The following is a 19,975-nucleotide window of genomic DNA, read 5'->3' as shown; positions in this document are numbered from 1 at the left end:
TCTGACCTCGATCTGGAGGGTGGGGAGGAACACCGGCCCGTGAGTGTGCTCATCGACAAGTTCGACGTCTTTGCGGGTGGTTTCTGGCTCACCCTCCAGATCTGCGTCCTCGCCGCGTTCGGTGCCCTGGTCCTGGGCGCCGTCATGGCGGTGCTGCGCATCTCGCCGGTGCCGCCGCTGCGCGCCGTCGGCACCGCCTACGTGAACATCTTCCGGAACATGCCGCTGACCGTGGTGATGTTCTTCGCCGCCTTCGGCCTGCCGGCGCTCGGCTCCAACGCCGACTTCCTGCGGATCCCGGTGCTGGACTCGCTGTTCACCCGGCTCGGCACCGACCTGCCGTACTTCCGGTTCGCGCTGATCGCCCTGGTGCTCTACACCGCCGCGTTCGTCTGCGAGGCGCTGCGGTCCGGGGTCAACGCGGTGCCCCCCGGCCAGGCCGAGGCGGCCCGCTCGCTCGGCCTGACCTTCGGCCAGAACCTGCGGCACGTCGTGCTGCCGCAGTCCTGGAAGGCCTCGGTCGTGCCGCTCGGTTCGGTGATCATCGCAATGATCAAGAACTCCGCGCTGATCGGCTTCTTCGGCGTGGTCGGCGACCTCTCCCAGAGCGCCGACCAGCTCACCTCCGCCGAGGGTTACGCCTTCATCCCGGTCGCCATCGGCATCTCGATCGGCTACCTGATCATGACTGTGCCGCTCGGCGCGCTGCTCGACCGGCTGGAGAAGCGACAGGCGGTCGCCCGATGAGTCAGCAGACCAGCGTCCTGTACGACGTCCCCGGGCCGCGCCAGCGGCGGATCACCCTGATCAGCAGCATCGTCGCCACCGTGCTGCTGGCCGTCGGGGCGTACTTCCTGATCTACCGCCCGCTGGACGACAAGGGCCAGTTCTCGATGGAGCTGTGGGGGCCGCTGGTCGACCCCTCCAACGAGAACTTCTCCCAGGTGTGGGACCGGATCGGCCTCGGCCTGAAGAACACCCTGACCGCCGCCGCGCTGGCCATCGTCGCCTCGCTGGTGGTCGGCACCCTGCTCGCGGTGCTCCGGATCCAGCTCAAGAGCCTGACCCGGCGGCGCTTCACCGGCATGGCCACTCCGGTGTCCTACCTGCTGCGCGGGCTCAGCGTCACCCTCTCGGCGGTCACCCGGGTCTGCGTCGAGGTGTTCCGGGGCCTGCCGGTGGTGCTCACCATCTTCTTCGTGGCCCGGGGCTTCCCCGAGTTCGGCATCTCCTTCGACACGCTGTGGTACCTGGTCATCGGCCTGACCATCTACAACTCCGTGGTCATCGCCGAGATCCTCCGCTCCGGCATGGAGGGGCTGCCCGGCGGGCAGGCCGAGGCCGCCGCCGCGATCGGCCTCTCCCCCGCCCAGACCACCCGGATGATCCTGCTGCCCCAGGCGTTCCGGATCATGCTGCCGGCGCTGATCAGCCAGCTCGTCGTGGTGCTCAAGGACACCTCGCTGGGCTTCATCATCAGCTACGAGGAAACCCTCAACATCGGCAAGCAGATCATCGGCGTGCTGGACAACCCGATCCAGGTCTACGTGGTGATCGCCGCCCTCTTCATCCTGGTCAACTACTCGCTGTCCAAGCTGGCCCAGTTCGTCCAGCGACGGCTCTCCCGGGGCCGCAAGTCCGCCGGCACGCCGGCCCCGCAGGCCCCGGCCACCGCGCTCGTCTCCCAGGCCGAGGGCGGGGGAGGCGGCGCGGCTGGTAACTGATCCGCATCCCTGCACGGCACGAGGGCCGGTCCGGAGTTCCGGACCGGCCCTCGCCGCGTCGTACCGTCGTCGTGTCCCCCGCGCCCCGACCGGTCAGCGGGCGATCTCGGTGACCCGGGACTCGCGGACCACCGTCACCCGGATCTGACCCGGGTAGGTCAGCTCCTCCTCGATCTGCTTGGCCACGTCCCGGGCCAGCACCGCCGCGCCGATGTCGTCGACGTCGTCCGGCTTGACCATCACCCGGATCTCCCGGCCCGCCTGCATGGCGAAGACCTTCTCCACGCCGAGCTTGCCGGCCGCGATCTCCTCGATCCGCTCCAGCCGCTTGACGTACGCCTCCAGGCTCTCCCGCCGGGCTCCCGGCCGCCCGCCCGAGCAGGCGTCGGAGGCCTGGGTGAGGACCGCCTCGATGGTCTGCGGCGGCACCTCGTTGTGGTGCGCCTCGATGGCGTGCACCACGTCCTCGCTCTCGCCGTACTTGCGGGCCAGGTCGGCGCCGATGATGGCGTGGCTGCCCTCCACCTCGTGGGTGAGCGCCTTGCCGATGTCGTGCAGGAACGCCGACCGCTTGATCGTCGGCACGTCCAGCCGCAGCTCGGCGGCCATGATCCCGGCGATGTGCGCGGTCTCCACCAGGTGCTTGAGCACGTTCTGCCCGTACGACGTGCGGTAGCGCAGCCGGCCGAGCAGGGTGACCAGCTCGGGGTGGATCTCGGTGATGCCCACCTCCACCAGGGCGTCCTCGGCCGCCCGGTGGCACAGCTCCTCCACCTCCTGCCGGGCCAGGTCGTGCACCTCCTCGATCCGGTGCGGGTGGATCCGCCCGTCGAGGACCAGCTTCTCCAGGGTGAGCCGGCCGACCTCCCGACGTACCGGGTCGAAGCAGGAGAGCAGCACCGCCTCCGGGGTGTCGTCGATGATCAGGTTGACCCCGGTCACCGACTCGAAGGCGCGGATGTTGCGCCCCTCCCGGCCGATGATCCGCCCCTTCATCTCGTCCCCCGGCAGGTGCAGGACGCTGACCACGCTCTCCGCGGTCTGCTCGCTGGCCACCCGCTGGATCGCGTCCACCACGATGTGCCGGGCGCGCTGCTCGGCGGTGTTGCGGGCGTCGGACTCGATGTCCCGCACCAGCAGCGCCGCCTCCCGCTTCGCCTGGGTCTCGATCGCCTCGATCAGCTCCGCGCGGGCCGACTCGGCGGTCAGCCCGGCGACCCGCTCCAGCTCCCGGCGGCGCTGCTCCTCCGCCACGGTCAGCGCGGCCTCCCGGGCGCTGATCGCCGCCTCCCGCTCGGCCAACGCGGCACTGGCGGCGGTGAGCTGACGCTCGCGCTCGGCCAGCCGCTCCACCTCCTCGGTGTGCAGCCGCTCCCGCTCGTCCATCCGGGCGGCCCGGCGTTCCACCTCGGCCGCCTGCTCCCGCGTCGTCGCGGCGAGCACCGCCACCTCACGCTCACCGCTGCGCCGGGCGCTGGCCCGCAACTGCTCGGCGTCCGCCTCGGCCTGCTTGTGCGCCCGCTCCAGGACGGTGTCCGCCTCGGCACGGGCGTCGTCGAGCACCCGGCGGGCCTCGGCGCGGGCCGACTTCGCCTCCGCCTTGGCACCGGCCGCCTCGGCGCGGGCCGCGGAGGCGGCGGACTTCGCCACGTCGATGGTGCTGTTCACCTCGTCGGCGGCGGTCCGCAGCGCGGCCAGCGACTGTTCCTGGCGGTCCTTCTCGGCGATGAAGGCGGGATCCTCCGGGGCGGGTGCGACGCTGATGCGGCGCAACGCGCGTACGCCGACCAGGACGGCGCCGACCACCACCAGGGCGAGGAGCCCGACGACGACCAGGAGCACCACGTCGAAGGTGCTCATGCCGGCGTCCCCTCAGCCGCGCCGACGGGGTGCCGCACCGGACCGACGGGGTGCCGCGCTGCGGCCACGGGGTGCCGTACCGGACCGTCGGGGTGTCCCGCACCGGCGGAATGCCCGGCGCCGCCGGGCAACCCGGGGGCGGGTAACCGGGCGGTGTCGGCGCGGGAGCGACCACCCGGCCGGGGTGGAGCAGCACCACCGGCAGTTCCCGGGGCGCGTCCGCGCCCACCACCGCCCCCTGGGGACCGCCGGTCCCTGTGCCGACCCACCATGGTCGCGCCTCCCCAAACGTCTACGCCGCAGGGGAACCGTGCCGAAGGGCACGCACCTCTGCGGCTCTGGACGCCCGACCGAGCGGCTGGCCGTGGGGATAGCTCTCCGTCGGCGGTGCCCACGGGGCATCGCCGACAGCCGGGTGCAGTTGTCGGGTCGGCTCCGGACCGGCTGTCCGGAGCGACCGTCAAGGCCGGTGGAGCTGGCCAAAGTGATGCGGTTCTGTTACGAGATCTATGTTGTGCGCTTAGCCTGCGCTGGTCGGGCAAAGTGAGCCTGTATGGCGAGGCTAGGTCGAGGAAGGCCGTTCGGTCAAGAACTCATGATCAAACCACCCGAACGGAGAGAGTCGGCAACGTCACCCACTGGTGATGCAAGTCCGGACACCACGTCACGAAAGCCGCATATTTCCGCCCGACCGGTCGTCCGCCGGCCTCGGCGAGCCGCGCCGGGCCGAGCCGACGGCGGACCGGTCAGCCCCGCTCGCCCTCGGCGTCGGCCAGCGCGTCGGCGTCGAGCTGGTCGGCGAACTCGGCGGCCTCGGCGCTCTGCGTGGCGAGTGCCTCCTTCACCGCCCGGATCGCCACCCCGGGCGGGTAGCCCTTGCGGGCGAGCATGCCGACCAGCCGGCGGAACACCGCATCCGGCTCGCCCCGGGCGGTCCGCAGTTTCCGGTCGACCAGGGCACGGGCGGTCTCCGCCTCGGTCTCCTCGTCCAACTCGTCGAGGGCCTCACTGGCCACCTCGCCGTCCACGCCACGCTGGCGCAGCTCGTTGGCGAGCGCCCGGCGGGCCAGCCCGCGACCGTTGTGCCGGCTGGAGACCCAGGCCCGCGCGAAGGCCGCGTCGTCGATGATGCCGACCTCGTCGTAGCGGTCGAGGACCTCGGCGGACACCTCGGCGGAGATGCCCTTCTTCGCCAGCGCCCCGGCCAGCTCGGCCCGGGTACGCGGTCGCACCGCGAGCTGCCGCAGGCAGATCTCCCGGGCCACCTCGCTCTCGTCGCGGGGCGTCGACTCACCGGACGTCGGCCCGGCCTCCCCGGACCGCCCCCGGCGGCCCTGGCGGGGGGTCGTGTCGTCGGCTCCCGCGCGGGGTGGGGCGGCGTCCCAGCCCCGCCCCGTGCGGGCGCGTCGTCCTGCCATCCGGCCGCGGCCGGTCAGAAGTCGACCGGCGGCAGCTCAGGGCCACCGGCGGCGTCACCCGCGCCGACCCCGACGCCGAGCTTCTCCAGGATCTTCTTCTCGATCTCGGCGGCCACGTCCGGGTTCTCCTTCATGAACTCCCGGGCCTTCTCCTTGCCCTGGCCGAGCTGGTCACCGTCGTAGGTGTACCAGGCGCCGGACTTACGGATGATCGACTGCTCGACGCCGACGTCGATCAGCGAACCCTCGCGGGAGATGCCCTTGCCGTACATGATGTCGAACTCGGCCTGCTTGAACGGCGCGGCGACCTTGTTCTTGACGACCTTGACCCGGGTGCGGTTGCCGACCACGTCGGTGCCGTCCTTGAGGCTCTCGATCCGGCGCACGTCGAGCCGGACCGAGGCGTAGAACTTCAGCGCCCGACCACCGGTGGTCGTCTCGGGGCTGTTGTGCACCATGACCCCGTCGACGAAGTAGTTGTGGTTGCCCTCCACCTCGATGTCGAACCGGTTCATCGCGCGGGTCCTGGGCTTGACGTGTACGTCGATGATCCGGGCCGGCACCGGGGTGAGTTCCGCCGAGGCGAACTGCGGTTCGACCGCGCGCTGCCCCTGGAACCGGGGAAGCAGCTTCGAGTGCATCGCCGCCGGCACGTACGGCGCGACCAGTTCCTGGAACCGGGCGGACGACGCCGTGGTGAAGATGATCGACGCCGTTCCCCGGGCACCCCGGGAAACCAGCTTCACCTCCATGCCGTACGCGTCGCGCAGATGCTCCACCAGCCGCTCACGGCTGCCTTCCGCCATCGCCTCGACGCAGATCTCGATCCGGCCGGAGCCACCGGCGGTGCGCTCCTGCACGCCCTTGGAGCGGACCGTGAAGCACCCGTCGTCCATGTACCACACGGCAAGGGCAAGCGGCGTGAGGGCCTTGAGGTAGTCCCAGCTGAGGTGCTTCCTGCCGTCGCCCAGATAGACCGCCCGACGCAACTCGTCCAGCTCGGGCAGGGGCGTGAAGTCGGCGAACGCGGCACCGCGCTCGTCGGTGCGGCGGGAGTGGGTGATGTTGCCGAGCAGGGACACCTTCCAGTCGAGGTAGTCGACCTGCGCAGCACCGTGCCCGAGGCGGAAACGGACACCGGAGCGGTCCGCCCGGTTGGGCGAGAGGGCACCGTCACCCATCAGCGAACCGAGCACGACCTGCCACTGCTGCTCACTCAGCCGCCGCGGCTCGGCCAGCATGACCCGGTCACCGGCGATCAGTTCGCCGGCCTCCCGCCAACCGCCGGGCGTGCGGATCAGGTGGTTGGCGGTGGCCGCGAACTGTGCGCGGCCGTTACCGCCCGACTTGGCCACGGTGAACTGGAGGAACTGCTCGGCGGGGCCGTTGTTGAACCAGTTGGTGATTCGCTTCGGCTCCACCCGGTCGGTTTCCGGGTTGTAGGAGAGGACCTCGACGTCCATCCGCTGATTGACGATCTTGCCGATCTTCTCCTGCGTGCCGTCGGCCAGGGTCACCCTGGTCGAGTACGACATACAGCCGAACATGACGCCGATCTTCTCGCGGAGCTGGTTGATGAAGATCGCCGTGGTGCCGGTGTTGTTGAGCACGCCGGTGATCTTCCGGAGCGCCTGGCTCATCAGCCGGGCCTGGAGGCCGACGTGGCTGTCGCCCATCTCGCCCTCGATCTCGGCGCGCGGCACCAGGGCCGCCACCGAGTCGATCACGATGATGTCGATCGCACCGGAGCGGACCAGCATGTCGGTGATCTCCAGCGCCTGCTCGCCGGTGTCCGGCTGGGAGACCAGCAGGGCGTCGGTGTCGACGCCGAGCGCCTTGGCGTAGTCGGGGTCGAGCGCGTGCTCGGCGTCGACGAAGGCGGCGATGCCGCCGGCCCGCTGGGCGTTGGCCACCGCGTGCAGGGCGACCGTGGTCTTACCGCTGGACTCGGGGCCGTAGATCTCGACGACCCGGCCCCGGGGCAGGCCACCCACCCCGAGCGCCACGTCGAGCGCGATCGAGCCGGTCGGAATGACCGAGGTCTGGACGACCGGGCGCTCGCCCAGCCGCATCACCGACCCCTTGCCGAACTGCTTGTCGATCTGAGCGAGAGCAAGGTCGAGTGCCTTCTCCCGGTCGGGCCCTGCGGCCATGTTTGCCACTCCTGCCTTCGCCGGCGTCTTTCCTGAGCTTCGCGTCACGCGGACACGCTAGGCGCTGGGTCCGACAGAAAACCAGCCGACGGGCCGCGAGCTGTGGACGAGCACCCCGCTGTGGACAATAGCCGAACAGGTGTACGAGTCGGCAAGCGACACACGGAAGTGCCGGATCGGCAGCTCAGCGTAGCCGTACGGGCACCCGGTCGGGGTACGCCGCGACCACCGCCCGCCACACGACGTGGGTCTGCTCACCGGCGGCGAGGGCCTGCGCGATGGTCCGCCCGTCGAGCTGGGAGAGCACCTGGTCGCTGGCGATGCTGGCCGCGTAACCCGGCCCGAACGCCTCGTCCAGCCGGGTCCAGAAGTCGGTCAGCCGCACGTGATCACTCCTCCTCCACGGATGCCGTCGACGGCACCCGACGCAACGCTAGCGCCAGCAGCGGCAGCACCGCGATCGCCGCCAGCAGGGTGAGCGTCGGATAACCCACCACCCGCATGACAAACCCGCTGGCCGCCGCCGCGCCCGCCCCGGCCAGCCCCATGGTCAGGTCGGACAGCCCCTGCACACTGGGACGCACGCCGGCCGGCACCGCCTCGGACAGCAGTGTCGAGCCGGCCACCATGGTCGCCGACCAGCCGAGCCCGAGCAGGGCCAGGCCGATCGAGAGGCGCGGCGTGTGGTGCCCGGCGGTGCCGGCCACCGCGCACGCGGCCAGCAGCATGCCCACGCCGCCGAGGATCACCGCCCGACGGCCCAGCCGGTCGGTGAGCCACCCGACCACCGGGGAGAGGGCGTACATGCCGGCGATGTGCACGCTCAGCACGATGCCGACCACCCGCAGCACGTCCGCGTCGGAGTGCGACTCGCCGAGGCGTACCGGGGTCATCGCCATCACCGCGACCATCACCAGGTGGCCGACCGCGACGGCGGCGATGCCCAGCCGGGCGGCCGGTCGCCCGCGCACCACCCGCCAGGCCGCCCGCATGCCGGCCCCCCGCGCGACCGGCGTGGTCTTCGCCACCGCCGGGGCGGCCCCGGCCACCGGCGTCCCGGCGTCGGCGACCGCCGCCGCCCCGGCCCCGACCGCTGGCGCCGCCCCGGCCACCGGCGGTGCCCCGGCCTCGGCCGCCGCGAGCCGCCGCGCGGTGAGCAGCGGGTCGGGCCGCAACAGCAGCAACAGTACGACCGCAGCCAGGCCGAACGCGACCGCGCTGAACGCGAACGGGCCGGCCAGCGACGGCAGGCCCCAGCCCCGGGTGACCCCGTCGGCGAGCGCGGCGAAGTTGGGTGCCGCCACCGAGCCGATGGTGGTGGCCCAGACGACCAGGGAGAGCTGACGGCCCCGGCGGGCGGGTTCGGCGAGGTCCACCGCCGTGTAACGGGCCTGGAGGTTGGCCGCCGTGCCACCGCCGAACAGCAGCATCCCGAGGAAGAGCAGCGGCACCCCGCCGGTGACCGTGGCGAGCACCACCAGCGCCGCCCCGACCGCCCCCACCAGGTACGCCACCACCAGCCCCGGACGACGCCCGTGCCCGTTCATGATCCGGGTGACCGGCACGGCGAGCAGCGCCGCGCCGACCACGCCGCAGCTCTGCGCCAGCCCCGCCACCGCCACACCGGCGACCCGGGCCGCCAGCAACGCGCCGACGGAGATCCCGATGGCCACCCCGATCCCCCCGATGATCTGGGTGGCGACGAGCAGCCGCAGCGTGCGCCGCTGGATCGGGGCGACATCGGGCCGGGTGGGCACACGCAGGTCGACGGTCATCGCAGACTCCTGGTTCGGGGAGCCCATCCTCGCGCAACCGGCCCGCCGTCCGCACGGGGGTAACCCGGTCGGCCGGCGGCGCGGGGGCCGGTCAGCCGACCAGGGCGCGGGCGGCCACGGTGAGGTCGTCGACCAGCCCCCTGTACGCGACGTCCTGGTTGTCGGCGCGCAGCACCGCCGACGGGTGGATGGTGGCCAGCAGGCGGGCGGCGGGCGCGGCGGCGACCGTACCGGCGTCCACCGGCACCCGGGTGAAGTCCGCCGGGTGCTCGGCGGCGGCCGGCCAGGGCAGCAGCTCGCCGCGCTGCCGGGTGACCCGGAACGCCGGGCCGAGCAGGGCCTTCGCCGCCGTCGCGCCGAGCACCACCACCAGCTCGGGGCGGAGCCGGGCGAACTCGGCGACCAGCCACGGCCGGCAGGCGACGAGGTGCACCCGGTCCGGGGTCTGGTGGATCCGCCGTCGGCCGCGCAGCTCGTGCCGGAAGTGCTTCACCGCGTTGGTGATGTAGAGATGGGCCGGGTCGAGGCCGGCGTCGTCGACCGCCCGGCGCAGCAGCCGGCCGGCGGGGCCGACGAAGGGCAGCCCGTGCTGGTCCTCCAGGTCGCCGGGCTGCTCACCGACGAAGACCACCCGGGCGCGTTCGTCGCCCCGGCCGAAGACGGTCTGGGTGGCGTCCCGGTACAGCTCACAGCCCCGACAGCCGGCGGCGGCGGTACGCAGCTCGGCCAGCGTGCCGGCCTGCGGCGGGATGAACTGCTGGGCACCGGGTGGATCGGTCTGCTCGGCCATGGCGAATGTTCTACCCGTTCCCACGGGAGCACCCGCGACGGACCCGCCGGGCCGGCACGTTCTCAGTGGTGACGGGCCACTCAGGCGAGGTCGATCAGATAGTCGAGGCGCACCCGGTCTCCCGGGAGCACGATATCGGCGACCTCCACGACCATGTCGTCCGCATAGGTCTGCCGAGTAATGGCGACTACCGGCACACCGCCCGGAATCCGTAGGGTGTTCATCTCGTCCGGCAGTGGCATTCGGGCGCTCACCTGTTCACGTACCGCGGTGATGGCATAGCCCAGGCTGTGCAGCTGCGATGTATTGCCGCCGGACCACGGCTCGTTCGCGGAGTCGGCCACCGGTGTGCCCGCCACCATGGACAGCAACAGGTACGAGGTGGACATCTGCTGCGGCACACCGTGGGTACGGAACACGAATCGACGCGCCAGCAGCATCGTTGCGGGCGTCACCCCGAAAAGCTCCGCCACCGGACCATCGGCGGGAATCTCACTGAACTCCCTGTCCAGGCTGTACACCGACCAGGCCACCTGCTGATCGACGGTGAAGGACGTCCCCAGTTCGCCGTTCCGTACCTGCTCAAGCTCGGCCCGGTACCGCTCGGAGCCGAGCCGACGAACGGGCACGGCCGGGCGAACGTAGGTCCCCCTGCCCTTTTCTGCCACGGTCAGGCCCTCTGCACGCAGCAGCGCCAGGGCCTCCCGCACCGTGCCCCTGGCAACGGAGAACTCCGCCATGAGCGTGGATTCGCTGGGCAGCAGGGAGCCGGGTGGGATCGCACCCTCCGTGATCCGGCGGCGCAACTCGTCGGCCACGATCCGGTACCGGCGCGGCTCTCCGTGCGGGGTAGGCACATCCGTCAACTTACCCACCGGTCGCGACGACCCCCAGCACACTCCTGTCTAGACAGGGTGACTAGACAGGAATAAGATGGGTGACATGGCGGATGCGGAGAGTAGCCCAGGAGTCGACCCCCGCGTTCGGTCACCCCCGCCTCACAGGGGCGGCGAGATACGCGAGGGCCGCATGGTTCCCACGCCCACCGAACCCCATGACGTATACCGTCGACTGACGACCGCAAAATTCGGTCACGACTCCTCGTCGACCTCGACCAGGTGAGGTCGCTTCTCAAGAATCCAGGCCTCCACATCGGATCTCAACCAGATCTGGCCCATCTTGAGAATGGCGGCCGGGGGCGGAAAGTCCCTGCGCCCGGTCAGGATGTACGTGCGCTGTCGTGAGATTCCCAGGCGCTCCTGGATCTCGGCAGCTCCCCACACCTCCACCCGGGTGCCTCTGAGCAGTGCCATACCAGCCATCCTAGATATGAGCTGCGTTGGCAACAAACCCACCGAGGCAACCTCTATTACTGCGCGGCATTGCGCAACACGCATACCACCGCCGCCATGCATTCGACTTGTCGTCAACCCCAGTGTCAGGAAACGCGCATGCCTCGTGGGAAATGGTTTCATCGGCCGGTTGAACCTGTCGACGACGTACAGCAGATCAGGCCTCGCCCCGCGGCCGGGACGGCCGGGCGGGACGCCACCGCCGGCAGCCCTCCGGCCGTGCCACGCCAACGGACCCCGGGCACCCGGAACGCTCGCAGGCCCAACCGGGGGGCCTGGCCGGATGCCTGAGCAGCGCCCCACCGAACCGCCGTTCGCGGTGGTGATGGCCGGCTACGTCGGGTCGCGTCCACGGGGGTGGTGTACGACTTGCCCGTGATGGGCGTGTTGCGTAGATGAGAGACGGCCACCGCGCGATCCTTCGAGACGGCTAAGTCCGAGTGAAGGAGAGTGATGCGCGATGGCCGCATCTGAGAGTGTGAACCCTGTTGAGCTGCTGTGCGAGCAGATCGCGGGCGCGTCGCCGGATGTGTTGCAGGCGATGATCAAGACGTTCGCGCAGGCGGTGATGTCTGCCGAAGCTGATGCGATCTGCGGTGCCGGCTATGGACAGCGCAGCGACGAGCGGGTCAACTCGCGCAACGGATACCGGCAGCGCGAGTGGGACACCCGGGCTGGCACGATCGACTTGGCGGTGCCGAAGCTGCGGCACGGCAGCTACTTCCCGGACTGGCTACTGACGCATCGTCGGCGGGCCGAGCAGGCTCTGGTCTCGGTGGTGGCCACGAGTTACCTGCTCGGGGTGTCGACACGGCGGGTGGAGAAGCTCGTCGAGCAGCTCGGTGTCCGTCAGTTGTCCAAGTCGCAGGTCTCGGAGATGTCCACGCACCTGGACGCGCAGGTCGAGGCGTTTCGCAACCGGCCCTTGGACGCCGCCCACTACACGTTCGTGTGGATGGACGCGCTGACAATGAAGACCCGTGAACACGGACGGACCGTCAACGTCCACGCCCTGATCGCGGTCGGGGTCAACGCCGACGGCCAACGCGAAGTCCTCGGTCTGGACGTCGCCTCCGACGAGGACGGCGCCGGATGGCTGGCGTTCCTGCGCTCGTTGACCGCCCGCGGTCTGTCCGGTGTCCGCCTGGTCATCTCCGACGCCCACGCCGGCCTCGTCGCTGCGATCGGCGCCGCCCTGCCAGGAGCCGCATGGCAACGATGCCGCACCCACTACCTGCGCAACCTGCTCACCAAAGTCCCGAAGTCCGCGCAGCCATGGATCGCTACCCTCGTCCGCACGATCTTCGACCAGCCCGACGCCGACGCCGTCCACGCCCAGTACCGGCGGGTCGTGACCACGATCGAAGCGAAGTTCCCGGCCGCCGCCGAGCACCTCGACACCGCCCGCGACGACCTCCTCGCGTTCACCGGCTTCCCCCGTGAGATCTGGCGTCAGATCTGGTCGAACAACCCGCAGGAACGCCTGAACAAGGAGATCCGCCGCCGCACCGACGTCGTCGGGATCTTCCCCAACCGGCCAGCGATCATCCGCCTCGTCGGCGCGGTCCTGGCCGAACAGACCGACGAATGGACCGAAGGCCGCCGCTACATGAGCCTGGAACTCCTCGCCAAAGCCCGCCTGATCACCCTCGACACCAGCCAACACGACACCGACCACACCGACCCCGCCCCGATCACCGCATAACATCAGACCGGATCACGCGATGGCCGTCTCTTACACCACCAGCGCGGACGTAACCCTACGTCGTCGACTTCCACCATCGCCACACCTGCTCCCGGTGCCGACCGGACGGCTCCTGCGCACGCCTGGCCGACGCGGGTGCGACGCTGCGCGCCTGGCGGGAGTGGCGGGTACGCCGGGAGCTACGCGCGCGGCAGCACCGGAACCTCCGGTGAAGGCCGGCGATCTGGTGTACGTGACCCGGGCCGCCAGTGTGCAGTTCCTCCGGCCCATCCGGTTCCGGGTGATCCGGGTGCTCGACTGGCCCACCTACGACGGCTGGGTCTGGCTGGAGGGTTACCAGGTGAACGCCGCCGGGGACGCCGTCTCCCGGCGGCGGATCTTCGTGCAGCGGGCGGGGCTGACCGCACCTCCTCCCGTCGTCCCGCCGCAGGCCGGTAGGAGGAGGTCGACGGGACGGGTCACGCGGTGAAGCCGAACGGGTCGGTGGGGCGGACCGCCGCTGCCAGCGCGTCGGCCAGCGGGACCAGGTCGGTGTCGTCGAGCGTGCTGACCGTGATCCGCACCGCGGGCGGGGCGCCGATCCGGTAGAGGCCGCCGGGGGCGACCGACCAACCGGCGTCACGCAGGGCGGTGACCGTGGCGGTCTCGTCGGGCACCGGCAGCCAGACATTGATGCCGCTGCGGCCGTGCCCCGTCAGGCCGCGCTCGGCGAGCGCGGCGAGCAGGCCGGACCGGCGGCGGTCGTACGCCTCGGCGGCCCGGTGGACCAGGGTCGCGGTGGCCGGGTCGGACCAGAGCGACAGGACGAGTCGCTGCAGGATGGTGGAGACCCAGCCCGCGCCCACCCTGGCCCGCCCGGCCACCCGGGAGACCGTCACCTCGTCACCGGCCAGCACCGCCAGCCGCAGGTCGGGACCGAAGGGCTTGCTCACCGAACGGACGAACGCCCAGGTCGCCACGGCCCCGGCCAGCGCGTGCAGGGGCAGCCGGGACAGCTCGGCGGCGTGGTCGTCCTCGATCAGCAACAGGTCGGAGCGGCCGGCGAGCAGCGCCCGCAGCTCCCCGGCCCGCACGGCGGAGACGGCGGCACCGGTCGGGTTCTGCGCCCGGCTGGTGACCACCAGCGCCCGCACCCCCAGGGTCAGCGCGTCCCGGACCCCGGCGACGGTCGGCCCGTCGTCGTCGACCGGCACCCCGACCGGCCGCAGGCCGAGCGCGGCGACCAGGTCGAGCAGGTTGGCCCAGCCCGGATCCTCCACCCCGACCGCGTCGCCGGGGCGCAGGTGGCCGGCGAGCAGCCGCTCGATGCCGTCGAGCGCTCCCCCGGTGACGGTCAACTCGTCGGCGGGCACCCCGTCGGCGGCGAGCCGGGACCGGGCTGCCTCGGCCAGCGCGGGGTGCACACCGGTCGAGGCGTAGCCGGCGGGCGGGCCGATCCCGGTGGCGAGCGCCGCCAGGTGCGGGCCGAGGGGTGGCAGCAGCCGCAGGTCGGGCTGGCCCTGGGACAGGTCGCGGGTGCCGGGGGCGGGTGCCGGCGGCCGGGCGGCCCGGCGGGTGGCGACCGGTGGCCGGGGCCGGACCCGGGTGCCGTGCCGGCCGGCGGTGGCGACCAGACCGCGTTGCCGCAGCTCCTGGTAGGCACGGGCGACGGTGGCCGGGCTGACCGCCAGCGTGGTGGCGAGGGCGCGGACCGGCGGCAACGCGGCACCGGCCGCGAGCGCACCGGTGCGGATGCCGGTCTCGACGCTCGCCGAAATCGCGGCGGACGTCGACCCGAGGATCTGATAATGTGCTGGCACAGTTTCAGGATAGTACTAGAACAAAGGCGGGATGTCACATGTACGCACCGACCGCGCGCACCACCGCCAGCCGCAGCCGGGACCGGATGAGCTACGACCGGGACGCCGCCCACGCGGTGCTCGACGAGGCGTACCACTGCGTGCTGGGGTTCGTGGTCGACGGTGCGCCCCGCCTGCTGCCGACCCTGCACGTCCGCGTCGACGACGTGCTCTACCTGCACGGGTCCACCGGCAGCCGGCCGCTGCTCGCCGCCCGGGGTGACGCCGGCCTGCCGGTCTGCGTGTCGGTGACCCTGCTCGACGGGCTGGTCTACGCCCGCTCGCAGTTCCACCACAGCGCCAACTACCGCTCCGTCGTCGTGCACGGCACCGCCCACCTGGTCACCGGCGACGACGACAAGCGTGCGGCACTCACCGCGCTGGTGGAGAAGGTCGGGGCCGGGCGGGCCGCCGACAGCCGGCCACCGTCCCGGCGGGAGCTGGCCGAGACGGCCGTCCTGGCCCTGCCCCTGCGCGAGGTGTCGGTGCGGTCCCGCACCGGCGGGGTCGGCGACGAGCCGGCCGACCTCGAGCTGCCGCACTGGGCCGGGGTGGTGCCGCTGCGGCTGACCGCCGGGGCACCCGAGCCGGCCGACGGGGTGGTCGCACCGGTCCCGCCCTACCTGCCCGCCCCCGGCCCGGTGGCGTGAGCCGGGTGGAGCGCACCGCCTGCCCCACCGAGCCGGGGGCCGGAGGCCGATCGAGGCGCACGGGCCGGGGGCCGATCGAGGCGCACGGGCCGGCCCGGGTGACCCGTCGGGCGGCGGCTCCCGCCGGGGCACCGGGCCGCCCGCGACCAACGGGGAGTGGTCGAACACACAGCCCAGGCTGCGGAATCGGTTTCGCTTTCCGGCGTCGCCGGGCGAGTATGACGGGCGTGCTGGGCATCACCGACATCTGGACGTACCTGTTGGGCACCGTGGCGATCGTCCTGTTGCCGGGGCCCAACTCCCTCTTCGTGCTCTCCACCGCCGCCAAGCGGGGCGTCGCGGTCGGCTACCGGGCGGCCGCCGGGGTGTTCCTCGGCGACTCGGTGCTGATGATCCTCTCTGCCGCCGGGGTGGCCTCGCTGCTCAGGGCGTATCCGCCGCTCTTCCTCGTGATCCGGTACGCGGGCGCGGCCTACCTGGGATACGTCGGGTTGACCATGCTGCGCGCGGCCCGGCGGCGCTGGCGTGACCGGCACGACCCGGCCGCACCGCGGTTGATCGACGCTGCCGAACCGGCGGCGCTGCGCAGCCCGTTCCGCAAGGCGCTGGTGATCAGCCTGCTCAACCCGAAGGCGATCCTCTTCTTCATCTCGTTCTTCATCCAGTTCGTCGACCCGGGCTACGCCTGGCCGGCGCTGTCGTTCCTGCTGCTCGGGTTGATCGCCCAGGTGACCAGCGTGCTCTACCTGACCGCGTTGATCTTCGCGGGCACCTTCCTGGCCACCCAGTTCCGGCAGCGGCAGCGGCTCGCCGCGGGAGCCACCACCGGTGTCGCGGTGCTCTTCCTGGGCTTCGGCGTCAAGCTCGCCACCGCGTCGATCTGACCGGCCACCCCGCGGGTCAGGTGCCGTCGCCACCGCCACCGCCGACACCGGCGCCACCACTGGTGCCGCCCAACCCGTAGCCGGGCCGCACCGGTTCGTCGGGCCGGCGGCTGACATGGGCCGACTCGGTGATCCGGGCCGACCAGTGCGCGTCCGAGGCCGCCGCCGCGTGCCGGTCGATCGCCGCGCGCAACCAGCCGTCGACCACGGACACCCAGTCCCGTCGCCCGTCGTCGGTGTGCCAGATCCGGAACCGGCTGATGCTCTGGTGGCTGATCCCGGTCAGTGAGAGACGCCGGTCCAGCCAGAGCAGCGCCTCCAGGCCGGCGGAATTGGTCACGAAGATCAGCTCCAGCTCGGTGATCGGGCCGGCGTACAGCGGGCCGACCCAGTAGCCGAGGCGCTGGTGCACCGGCAGGCTCTGCGCGACCCCCGGCAGCCGGCTGGACACCAGGCCCGCCTGCCGCAGCACGAACCCGAGCGTGTCCAGCGCCGCCAGCACCTGCTGCTGGGTGGGGAGCGGATGCACGAAGATCGGCACCAGCGGCCCCTGTTCCAGCTCCGGGTCCACCGACACCTCGGTACGCAGCGCGGTGCGCAGGCTCATCAACGGCACCCCGCCGAAGATCGTCACCGGGGTCTCCCACGGCAGCGGCACCGCGAAGTCGATGGCCCGCCGTCGCCCGGCCGGTACGACGAACCCACCCCCCACCGGCACCTGGTGGTACTGCACGAGCCGGCGGGGCGCACGCGGGTCCTCCGGTTCGGCGGTGGCCACCAGACCGAGGCGCACGTGCCGGATCGGCACGTCCTGCGACCCGGCGCTGAGCATCACCCGCCCCGGCAGCCGCAGGCCCGGCCGGGTGCTCGGATTGGTCAGCGTGGTGCTCACCGACAGTCCGGTCGCCCCGGACTCCCGCGACACGCCGGTCAACCGCATCGCCGTCCCCTCCCCCGCTCCCCCACTCACCGCCCCGGCTCGACCTGAGCCGACCCGGCCCGGCCCGGCGGCCCCGGGTGGCCAGCACCGCGAGGGCGGCGGCCTGAGCCGACCTGAGCCGGCCCGCCCCCACCCCGCCCTGAGCCGACCTGATCCGGCCGGACCCGAGCCGACAGCAGATGGTCCCCCTGACCGGCCCGGCAGGTGGCGGTTTCCCCCTGACCGGCCGGGCACTCCTCGACCACCCCGCCGGGAAAGCCCTCGACCCGGCCCGGGAGCTGGCCCGGGCCGGGTCGAGGTTCGTTGATCGGCTCCGTTGGGCCGAGGTAGCGGTGTCCACCACACCTCGAGACCGCTACCTCGGCTCAACTGTGTTGATCTTCCGCAGGTCCACCGGCAGCTGCGGTGTCAGCGCAGGCGGCGGCCCCGGGGGATCGGGTCGGTCTCGTCGTCGAACTCCCCGATGACCTCTTCGAGGAGGTCCTCCAGGGCCACGAAACCGATCGGCCGGGTCGGGCCGCCACCGTTGCGGACCAACGCCAGCTGGGCCTGGTCGGCCCGCATCGCGGCAACCGCCTCGGTGACCGAGGAGGTGGCCGGCAGGGTGAACGACCGGGTCATCAGCTCGGCGGCGGTGGCCGTCCGGCCGGTGGTGACCGCCCGGACCGCCTCCCGTACGTGCACCAGCCCGCACACCTCGCCGCCACCGTCCAGGACGGCGAGCCGGGACCGGCCGCTGTCCCGGCTGACCTGTTCGATCCGTTCGGCGGTGTCGTCCCGGCGGACCGTGACGATCCGGTCGAAGGGCTCCATCACCTGGGCCACGGTGGTCTCCTGCAACTCCAGCATGCTGGTCAGCATCTGGTGCTGCTCGGCACCGAGCAGGCCGTGCTCGCGGGACTGCTCCAGCAGGATGCGCAGCTCGTCCGGGCCGTGGACCTGGGCGAGCTGGTCCTGCTGCTGCACCCCGACCAGCCGCAGCATCGCGTTGGCCAGGGCGTTGAGCAGGGACAGCACCGGCCGGGCGACCCGGGCGAAGGCCCGGAACGGCAGCGCCAGCAGCGTCGCCGAGCGCTCGGCGTCGGTGATCGCCCACGACTTGGGGGCCATCTCGCCGACCACCAGGTGCAGGAACGTCACCAGCCCCAACGCGAAGATCAACGCGACGACGTGACTGGCCGCCTCGGGCAGACCGACGGTGTGCAGCAGCGGGCTGATCAGGTGCTCGATCGCCGGTTCGGCCAGCGCGCCCAGACCCAGCGTGCACAGGGTGATGCCGAGCTGCGCCCCGGCCAGCATCAGGGACAGCTCGCGTACCCCGTCCAGCGCGGCGCGGGCGGCCCGGCTGCCCGAGGCGGCGGTCTGTTCCAACCGGTAACGCTTGGCCGCCACCAGCGCGAACTCGGCGGCCACGAAGAAGCCGTTGAAGGCGAGCAGCAGCACCGACACGAGCAGTGCGACGACGGGGCTCACGACCGGTCCTCCCCGCTGCGGGCAGCGCTCAGATCCGTGCCTGCGCCCTGGTCACCGGCGATGGTGAGGCGGACGGAGTCGGCCACGTGCCGGTCCACCGCGAGCACCTCGACCAGGGCCTTCGGCCGCTCCACCGATTCCTCGCCGTCGGCCGGCAGGGTGATCTCCAGCCGGTCCCCCACCTCGGGCACCCGGCCCAGCTCCCGCATGACCAGCCCGGAGAGGGTGTCGTACTCGGGGGCCTCGGGCAGCGAGATGCCGGTGCTGTCGGCCACCTCGTCGATCCGCCAGCGGGCCGGCACCACCCAGGAGCCGTCGTCCTGGCGGGCCGGGGCGCGCTCGGGCGGGTCGTCCTCGTCGCGGATCGGCCCGACCAGCTCCTCGGCGATGTCCTCCAGCGTGATCACACCGGCGAAGCCGCCGTACTCGTCGACCACGCAGGCGAGCTGCCGGTGCCCGGACCGCAGCCGGTCCAGCACCGTGGGCAGCGGCAACGTCTCGGGCACCAGCAGCGGCGGCACGGCCACCGCGCTGACCGGGGTGGTGGCCCGCTCCGCCGGGGGGACGCCGAGCACGTCGGCGATGCCGATCACGCCGACCAGGTCGTCGACGCCGTCGGCACCGCGTACCGGGAAACGGGAGTGGCCGGTGTCGAGCAGCTCGACCACCCGGCTGACCGGCTCGTGCGACCGGACGGTGTCCACGTCGACCCGGGGGACCATGGCCTCCCCGGCGGTCAGCTCCCGGAAGTCGAGGCCCCGGTCGAGCAGGTCGGACATCTCGGCGTCGAGGTGCCCCTCCTCCCGGGACTCGGCGATGATCTGCTCCAGGTCGGCGGGGGTGGCGCCGCTGGGCAGCTCCTCGATCGGCTCGATGCCGACCCGGCGCAGCAGCCGGACGGCGGCCCGGTCGAAGAGCGTGATCAGCGGCCCGGCGATCTTCAGGTAGATCAGGGTGGACCGGCTCAGCGCCCGGGCCAGCGCCTCGGGCCGGGCGATGGCCAGGTTCTTCGGGGCCAGCTCGCCGAGGACCATCTGTACGACGGTGGCGATGACCAGGGCCAGCGCCACCGACAACGGCAGGCTGACCCCGGTGCCGACGCCGGCCCCACCGAGCAGCTCGGCCAGGCCGGCTCCCAGGTAGGGCTCGGCGGCGTAGCCGACCAGCAGGGCGGTCACCGTGATGCCGAGCTGCGCTCCGGAGAGCATGAACGACAGCCGGCCGGTGACCTCCAGGGCGCGGGCCGCCTTGGCGTCGCCGTCGTCGGCGAGCTGCTTGAGCTTGCCCCGGTCGACGGCGACGTAGCCGAACTCCTGGGCCACGAAGTAGCCGGTGGCGGCGGTGAGGACGATGATGAGTGCGAGGCCGACGACGATCAACACGGGTCGCTCAGGGCTCCCGTGGACGTCGGGG

The 19,975-nt window shown here is 72.1% G+C and carries 16 protein-coding genes and 4 pseudogenes; 6 read left to right on the top strand and 14 right to left on the bottom strand.

Going from position 1 to position 19,975, the window contains the following annotated elements:
- Positions 1–39: 39 nt before the first annotated feature.
- Positions 40–747 carry an amino acid ABC transporter permease gene (locus O7625_RS15510; RefSeq protein WP_282272177.1) on the top strand — a complete coding sequence of 236 codons (708 nt, stop codon included), beginning with the start codon at positions 40–42 and terminating at the stop codon, positions 745–747.
- Entirely contained in the window at positions 744–1,724 is a 981-nt protein-coding gene (locus O7625_RS15505) for an amino acid ABC transporter permease (RefSeq protein ID WP_282346694.1), read from the top strand. The genes O7625_RS15510 and O7625_RS15505 overlap by 4 nt, the downstream gene beginning before the upstream one ends.
- Positions 1,725–1,817: 93 nt before the next feature.
- Here the strand turns inward: O7625_RS15505 and rny are convergent, their stop codons facing one another.
- The 10 genes and pseudogenes from rny to O7625_RS15455 all read right to left on the bottom strand — a co-directional run bounded on the left by rny (position 1,818) and on the right by O7625_RS15455 (position 11,033).
- Positions 1,818–3,584 carry a ribonuclease Y gene (gene rny / locus O7625_RS15500; RefSeq protein ID WP_282346693.1) on the bottom strand — a complete coding sequence of 589 codons (1,767 nt, stop codon included), beginning with the start codon at positions 3,582–3,584 and terminating at the stop codon, positions 1,818–1,820.
- A 746-nt stretch (positions 3,585–4,330) separates the two neighbouring features.
- On the bottom strand, positions 4,331–5,002 hold the full coding sequence (locus tag O7625_RS15495; RefSeq protein ID WP_282346692.1) for a regulatory protein RecX: 672 nt from the start codon (positions 5,000–5,002) through the stop codon (positions 4,331–4,333).
- Positions 5,003–5,016: 14 nt separating this feature from the next.
- Positions 5,017–5,553: pseudogene (locus O7625_RS15490) on the bottom strand (recombinase RecA); the annotation flags it as partial.
- A gap of 135 nt (positions 5,554–5,688) precedes the next feature.
- Positions 5,689–6,537: pseudogene (locus O7625_RS15485) on the bottom strand (recombinase RecA); the annotation flags it as partial.
- A gap of 3 nt (positions 6,538–6,540) precedes the next feature.
- Positions 6,541–7,155: pseudogene (gene recA / locus O7625_RS15480) on the bottom strand (recombinase RecA); the annotation flags it as partial.
- Positions 7,156–7,339: 184 nt separating this feature from the next.
- Positions 7,340–7,540 carry a DUF3046 domain-containing protein gene (locus O7625_RS15475; protein WP_067315769.1) on the bottom strand — a complete coding sequence of 67 codons (201 nt, stop codon included), beginning with the start codon at positions 7,538–7,540 and terminating at the stop codon, positions 7,340–7,342.
- Between the two features lie 4 nt (positions 7,541–7,544).
- On the bottom strand, positions 7,545–8,957 hold the full coding sequence (locus tag O7625_RS15470) for an MFS transporter (protein WP_282346691.1): 1,413 nt from the start codon (positions 8,955–8,957) through the stop codon (positions 7,545–7,547).
- A gap of 64 nt (positions 8,958–9,021) precedes the next feature.
- Complete coding sequence (locus O7625_RS15465; RefSeq protein ID WP_282346690.1) at positions 9,022–9,720, bottom strand: UdgX family uracil-DNA binding protein; 699 nt, start codon at positions 9,718–9,720, stop codon at positions 9,022–9,024.
- Between the two features lie 80 nt (positions 9,721–9,800).
- Complete coding sequence (locus O7625_RS15460) at positions 9,801–10,538, bottom strand: GntR family transcriptional regulator (RefSeq protein WP_282346689.1); 738 nt, start codon at positions 10,536–10,538, stop codon at positions 9,801–9,803.
- 273 nt (positions 10,539–10,811) lie between these two features.
- Entirely contained in the window at positions 10,812–11,033 is a 222-nt protein-coding gene (locus tag O7625_RS15455; RefSeq protein WP_348774006.1) for a DNA-binding protein, read from the bottom strand.
- A 499-nt stretch (positions 11,034–11,532) separates the two neighbouring features.
- On the opposite strand from O7625_RS15455, the gene O7625_RS15450 reads away from it, so the two are divergent.
- Positions 11,533–12,777: an IS256 family transposase gene (locus O7625_RS15450; RefSeq protein ID WP_282345713.1), complete on the top strand. Its 1,245-nt coding sequence runs from the start codon at positions 11,533–11,535 to the stop codon at positions 12,775–12,777.
- A 208-nt stretch (positions 12,778–12,985) separates the two neighbouring features.
- Positions 12,986–13,246: a hypothetical protein gene (locus O7625_RS15445; RefSeq protein ID WP_282346687.1), complete on the top strand. Its 261-nt coding sequence runs from the start codon at positions 12,986–12,988 to the stop codon at positions 13,244–13,246.
- Here O7625_RS15445 and O7625_RS15440 read toward each other — a convergent pair.
- The gene (locus tag O7625_RS15440; protein ID WP_282346686.1) at positions 13,236–14,576 is read right to left on the bottom strand and encodes an aminotransferase class I/II-fold pyridoxal phosphate-dependent enzyme; all 1,341 of its coding nucleotides are present in this window, start codon (positions 14,574–14,576) and stop codon (positions 13,236–13,238) included. The two genes, O7625_RS15445 and O7625_RS15440, sit on opposite strands and share 11 nt — an antisense overlap.
- Before the next feature lie 38 nt (positions 14,577–14,614).
- On the opposite strand from O7625_RS15440, the pseudogene O7625_RS15435 reads away from it, so the two are divergent.
- Both O7625_RS15435 and leuE read left to right on the top strand, forming a co-directional pair.
- Positions 14,615–15,269, top strand: a pseudogene (locus tag O7625_RS15435) (pyridoxamine 5'-phosphate oxidase family protein); the annotation flags it as partial.
- A gap of 214 nt (positions 15,270–15,483) precedes the next feature.
- Complete coding sequence (gene leuE, locus O7625_RS15430; RefSeq protein ID WP_282346685.1) at positions 15,484–16,149, top strand: leucine efflux protein LeuE; 666 nt, start codon at positions 15,484–15,486, stop codon at positions 16,147–16,149.
- A gap of 16 nt (positions 16,150–16,165) precedes the next feature.
- Here leuE and O7625_RS15425 read toward each other — a convergent pair whose 3' ends face one another.
- The 3 genes from O7625_RS15425 to O7625_RS15415 all read right to left on the bottom strand — a co-directional run bounded on the left by O7625_RS15425 (position 16,166) and on the right by O7625_RS15415 (position 19,944).
- Positions 16,166–17,089, bottom strand: coding sequence for a sporulation protein (locus tag O7625_RS15425; protein ID WP_282346684.1), 924 nt, complete (start codon positions 17,087–17,089; stop codon positions 16,166–16,168).
- Positions 17,090–17,497: 408 nt separating this feature from the next.
- Complete coding sequence (locus O7625_RS15420; protein WP_067302749.1) at positions 17,498–18,562, bottom strand: hemolysin family protein; 1,065 nt, start codon at positions 18,560–18,562, stop codon at positions 17,498–17,500.
- Positions 18,559–19,944, bottom strand: coding sequence for a hemolysin family protein (locus O7625_RS15415; protein WP_282346680.1), 1,386 nt, complete (start codon positions 19,942–19,944; stop codon positions 18,559–18,561). Before O7625_RS15415 ends, O7625_RS15420 begins: the two co-directional genes overlap by 4 nt.
- Between the last annotated feature and the right edge of the window lie 31 nt (positions 19,945–19,975).

This window comes from Micromonospora sp. WMMD714, assembly GCF_029581315.1.
Taxonomy (GTDB): domain Bacteria; phylum Actinomycetota; class Actinomycetes; order Mycobacteriales; family Micromonosporaceae; genus Micromonospora; species Micromonospora rifamycinica.
Note: the sequence above shows the minus strand (reverse complement) of the source record. Positions and strands in the feature narration are given on the sequence as shown.